At 66.1% G+C, this 3,956-nt stretch carries 7 protein-coding genes; 3 read left to right on the top strand and 4 right to left on the bottom strand.

The annotated features are described in order from the left end of the window. Positions 1–327, bottom strand: a 327-nt coding sequence (locus tag AC1DQ3_RS36200) for a hypothetical protein (RefSeq protein ID WP_477124899.1), incomplete at its 3' end; no start/stop codon positions are given. Positions 328–663: 336 nt separating this feature from the next. Between AC1DQ3_RS36200 and AC1DQ3_RS36195 the strand changes: the two genes are divergently transcribed. Beyond that, the gene (locus AC1DQ3_RS36195; RefSeq protein WP_477124900.1) at positions 664–1,215 is read left to right on the top strand and encodes a hypothetical protein; all 552 of its coding nucleotides are present in this window, start codon (positions 664–666) and stop codon (positions 1,213–1,215) included. 106 nt (positions 1,216–1,321) lie between these two features. Here AC1DQ3_RS36195 and AC1DQ3_RS36190 read toward each other — a convergent pair whose 3' ends face one another. Then, the gene (locus AC1DQ3_RS36190) at positions 1,322–1,843 is read right to left on the bottom strand and encodes a hypothetical protein (RefSeq protein WP_477124898.1); all 522 of its coding nucleotides are present in this window, start codon (positions 1,841–1,843) and stop codon (positions 1,322–1,324) included. Between the two features lie 427 nt (positions 1,844–2,270). Between AC1DQ3_RS36190 and AC1DQ3_RS36185 the strand changes: the two genes are divergently transcribed. Then, on the top strand, positions 2,271–2,636 hold the full coding sequence (locus AC1DQ3_RS36185) for a hypothetical protein (RefSeq protein WP_477124897.1): 366 nt from the start codon (positions 2,271–2,273) through the stop codon (positions 2,634–2,636). 35 nt (positions 2,637–2,671) lie between these two features. After that, positions 2,672–3,148, top strand: a complete 477-nt coding sequence (locus AC1DQ3_RS36180) for an acetamidase/formamidase family protein (RefSeq protein ID WP_477124896.1) — start codon at positions 2,672–2,674, stop codon at positions 3,146–3,148. 96 nt (positions 3,149–3,244) lie between these two features. Here the strand turns inward: AC1DQ3_RS36180 and AC1DQ3_RS36175 are convergent, their stop codons facing one another. Together AC1DQ3_RS36175 and AC1DQ3_RS36170 are read right to left on the bottom strand one after the other, a co-directional pair. Further along, positions 3,245–3,427, bottom strand: coding sequence for an ankyrin repeat domain-containing protein (locus AC1DQ3_RS36175; RefSeq protein ID WP_477124895.1), 183 nt, complete (start codon positions 3,425–3,427; stop codon positions 3,245–3,247). 286 nt (positions 3,428–3,713) lie between these two features. Continuing rightward, the coding region (locus tag AC1DQ3_RS36170) for an OsmC family protein (protein WP_477124893.1) at positions 3,714–3,956 on the bottom strand (243 nt) is incomplete at its 5' end.

Raw genomic sequence — 3,956 nt, 5'->3', positions numbered from 1 at the left:
GCGCACTATGTGCACCGGGCCGGACGGGGTCGGCTGGGTGGCCGCGCCGTACCGGAGCGCGGGCGCCCCGGGGGGGCTGCCGTCGACATGCAGCTGAATCTGGACGCCCGGCGGCCAGTCGGGGTGCGTGGGGATCAGCCACAGCGCGACGTCCCGCATCAAGTCATCCAGAAAGACCATGCTCCGCAGTGCCGCGGCTGCCGCGTTGCGGGTCACTGCATCGACCTGGAGGGAGGGGCCGGTGCACGTGGTGCCCGAAGCCTGCGCCGCTTCAGCAGGGGGCGAGTCCGCCGCGAGGGCGTTCAATTGACGGAAGACCGAAAACATGAGGTAGGCGCCGGTGGAGAAACATTCTCCTGAGTGCCTGAAACTACGTCGAAGGTTCATCCTTCGCTTTCAGGAACTTGTTCGGCTGGCTTTCCAGGCTGCCTGGCTTTTCCACTCGCGCACCGGTGATGAATAATCACGGAGATGAACACGCTCAGGACATGCGCGACTGCCTGTTCGAAACCCCTCGTAAAAACCAGGGACACGCGGGCTCGAACTGGAGCATTTCAATCTCTTTCCACCTCTCACTAAACCTGCGCGAGTTGGGCGAGGGGCCTCAGGCCGTAGAATCTCCCTCCTGTTCGTTTCGAGATCCCGAATCTCGCCAAAACCATGATGAAGACGGCCACCCTGCTCTCCACCCTCCTGTTGGCGTCGATCGCCGCCCACGCACAACCGCCCGGCAAGGACGCGGCGCCCCTCGGCCTTGAGCTTGGCAAGACCAAGTGCGCGCGGATGACGCCCGGTCCAAATCGCGTCAGGACTGGCATGGCGCCGTGGGCCGGCGGGGACACGGTGCAGATCAAGCAACTGGATCGCTTCAATCTGCCGGGCCTGACCCGCGCGATCGTGAACTGCGACGCCCAGGACGCCGTGGCGCTCATTACCCTGACATTCGATCGGTCCGCGCTGGATGAGGTCAGCAGGAAGCTCGACGCCCGCTATGAGGCTAAGCGCAAGACCGAACCCAATGCCGAGAACGGCTACGCCGAGTGGGAGGCAGCCAACGGCAGCCTCGAGATGCTTTACGCACGCGACAGCAAGCAGTTCACTCTGGCGTACTGGGCCAAGGGCGCCAAGGCCAGGTACTTCACCTACAGCGGCGCGAGCGACAAGAAGCCGGCCGCGCCAACGCAGCCCTCCCAGACACAGTCCGCACCGCTGTAGCAGACACGGCCGTCGCCCCGATGCCGGTCTCGTTCGGCGTGCCGAACACGGGATTAGCGCCCCGCCGGCACCCGCGAGATCGCCTGGAGGGTGCGTCCGGCCTGGCTTACGCTGTGTGGTCGCCGTCGGGCGTATAGCCATCGCGGTTGCTGATGCGGGCGAGCGTTGCGTCGTGCGCGCCGTCGGGCGTATAGCCGTCGCGGTTGCTGATGCGGGCGAGCGTTGCGTCGTGCGCCCCATCGGTGAACGGGTCACGCGCGCCGGTACGTGCGCCATCGGTGAAAGGATCGCGTTCGCCAACACGTGCGCCGTCGGTGTACGGGTCGCGTGCACGCGGTTGCAGGTTGATGGCAACGGTTTGCGGCGCGCCAGCGCTGTAGGCGCCATCGTAGAACGCGTTGCGCTGGTCAGTACGTGCGCCGTCGGTGAAAGGATCGCGTTCGCCAACGCGTGCGCCGTCGGTGTACGGGTCGCGCTCGCCGGTACGTGAAACGGAAGCGCTGTGGCTATAGCCATGGTCCGCGGCGAGTTCAGCGGCGGTGGCCACGTGAGCTGCGCCCGCGGTGGCGGCCAGGACGGCGACGGCGAGAAGGCGTTTGGCAAGCGTGGCGATTTGGATGGTGTTCATGATCGTCTGTTCTCCGGGCTATGTAGTGGGTTGCCGTTCCGCCTGTCGGATGCGGCCGTTGTTGCAACGCTGGCAGGGTCATCAAGTCTTTTCCCGCTGCCCCCGCGCTACAGGATGCATTTAAGGCGACCGATGTATCCCGCCCGTAGCGATTTGGTGCCGGGTACGTGAGCGCGTGTATCGCGTCGGCGGGAGATACAGTGCGATACCAAATTGGGCACGGTGCCGGAGCGCTGGCGTGGTCGGCGCAGACCCGATCTGGGCCGCCGCGCTCGCCAGTGACCAGAGGCACACAGACGCCCGGGCCGTCGCCGCCCATTTCCCCCTTTGTATCCCTGCGTATCTGCAGCCTCTCCAGACAAGCAACCTTTCATTTCCCCCGGCCACTGAAACAGCCGGGATACACGCGCTCGCTGAAATACCCTGATTGCAACCGCTGAATTGCCCGTCCCATGCCCGGGTCGCCGCTCGCGATGCAACCCAAGGAGGACTGGCTTCGTGCCAGACCTACACCCAAGGGCTGATCGGCCCTAGCCAGCCGATGCTGGGGCCGCTGGCCGACGGCGGCACGCTGGTCACCGGTACGCCACCGGGTTGCTGGGGGCCGATGATCACGCCGGCCTTCCAGGGCGGCCACGAAGTGACGCAGCATGTCGCGGTGGCCGGCGCCGGGATCGGCGACGCCGTCGCGCTCAAGATCCGGCGCATGCGCGTCACCTCCATGGCTACATCGTCTGGCGTGATGCGCTTTGTCGAGGGGCGCTATCACGACGATCCGTTCGTTGCGTCCTGATCTGCCCGGTCAAGGTGCCGGGGGCGGGAATCTACATGGGCGACATGCACGCCCAGCAGGGAAACGGCGAGATCGCGGGCCATGCCACCGACGTGTCCGGCGAGGCCGAGCTGACAGTGGAGGTAATCAAGCACCTGGCTATCGACGGCCCGATCCTGCTGCAGAACATCGAGGACCTGCCGCCGATGGCGCGCCCGATGAACAGCGCGCAGCGGCAGAAGGTCCGCGAACTTGGCGCGCGCTGGGGGCAGCACGAGGTGGAGCAGAACGGGCCGATCACCTTTCTCGGCAGCGGCGTGGATCTCAACGCGGCCACCCGCAACGGGCTGCAACGCGCGGCGGACGTTACCGGGCTGCCTTACGACGAGGTGCTGAACCGCGCCACCATCAATGGCTCCATCGAGATCAGCCGGCTGCCGGGCACGGTGCGCGTCACGTTCCTGTGCCCGCTGACCCTTCTGGATCGCATGGGCATCGGGCACCTGGTACGCGAGAAGTACCAGGTGCCGTGAGGCGGGGCGCGCTTTGCGGGTCATCCCGGTAAACGACCCGTCTCCAAGCGCGCTTGTCGCAGACGACTGACAGCAGGCCGGCTGCCCGGGTTGGCGTCAGTCTTTCCCGGCCAGCAGGCCAGCTGCGTTGTGCGCACCCATCCTGGTGGCGTAAGACAGCGCGGTGCATCCATCGGCATCGCGCGCGTCGGGATGCGCACCCCTGCCAATCAGCAGCTCGACGATCTCGACGCGGTCGAACATCGGCTCCCCCGCCAGCGGCACACGTGGCGTGGCCATGCCATCAGGACGATCCGCCCAACCAGCCCGCCCAGGCCGCCATGCAGATACGCACTGCACAGTTCTTGCAGCGCTACCCAGGGATGCAGGCCCTGCAGGTGCGGGATCGCGTTCAGACGGGTCCAGGGAAGGCGGCTTCTTGACAGGGAGGGCTTGCGCATCGTTCTACTCTCTCGGCGGCCGGGGCGGACGGCCGGCACGCGACTCGTCATCGAACCGGACGATTACCAGCGAAGGACATCGGCGCAAGCCGAAGTCCTTCGCCTCCAGCAGGGATCTTCCCGGCTCAGACTACGTTGATCACGACATCGATATTGCCCCGGGTGAGTTTCGAGTACGGGCACGTCTGGTGCGCGGCGTCCGCCAGGGCCTGGGCGACATCACGCTCCACCCCGGGCAGGCTGATGTTGAGACGGGCTTGCAGGTAGTAAGCATCGCCCTCCTTGACCAGGTCCACTTCGGCGTCGACCGACAGGTCGGCCGGGAGGGCGACTTTCATCCTGGCGGACGCTAGCCCAAGCGCACCGAT

The sequence above is a fragment of the Cupriavidus sp. 01T418 genome, assembly GCF_056398885.1.
Note: the sequence above shows the minus strand (reverse complement) of the source record. Positions and strands in the feature narration are given on the sequence as shown.

Coding starts and splice junctions, on each gene's coding strand:
- AC1DQ3_RS36195 (WP_477124900.1), top strand. CDS start 664: ATGAAGACGGCCACCCTGCTCTCCACCCTCCTGTTGGCGTCGATCGCC.
- AC1DQ3_RS36190 (WP_477124898.1), bottom strand. CDS start 1,843: ATGAACACCATCCAAATCGCCACGCTTGCCAAACGCCTTCTCGCCGTC.
- AC1DQ3_RS36180 (WP_477124896.1), top strand. CDS start 2,672: ATGGGCGACATGCACGCCCAGCAGGGAAACGGCGAGATCGCGGGCCAT.
- AC1DQ3_RS36175 (WP_477124895.1), bottom strand. CDS start 3,427: ATGGCCACGCCACGTGTGCCGCTGGCGGGGGAGCCGATGTTCGACCGC.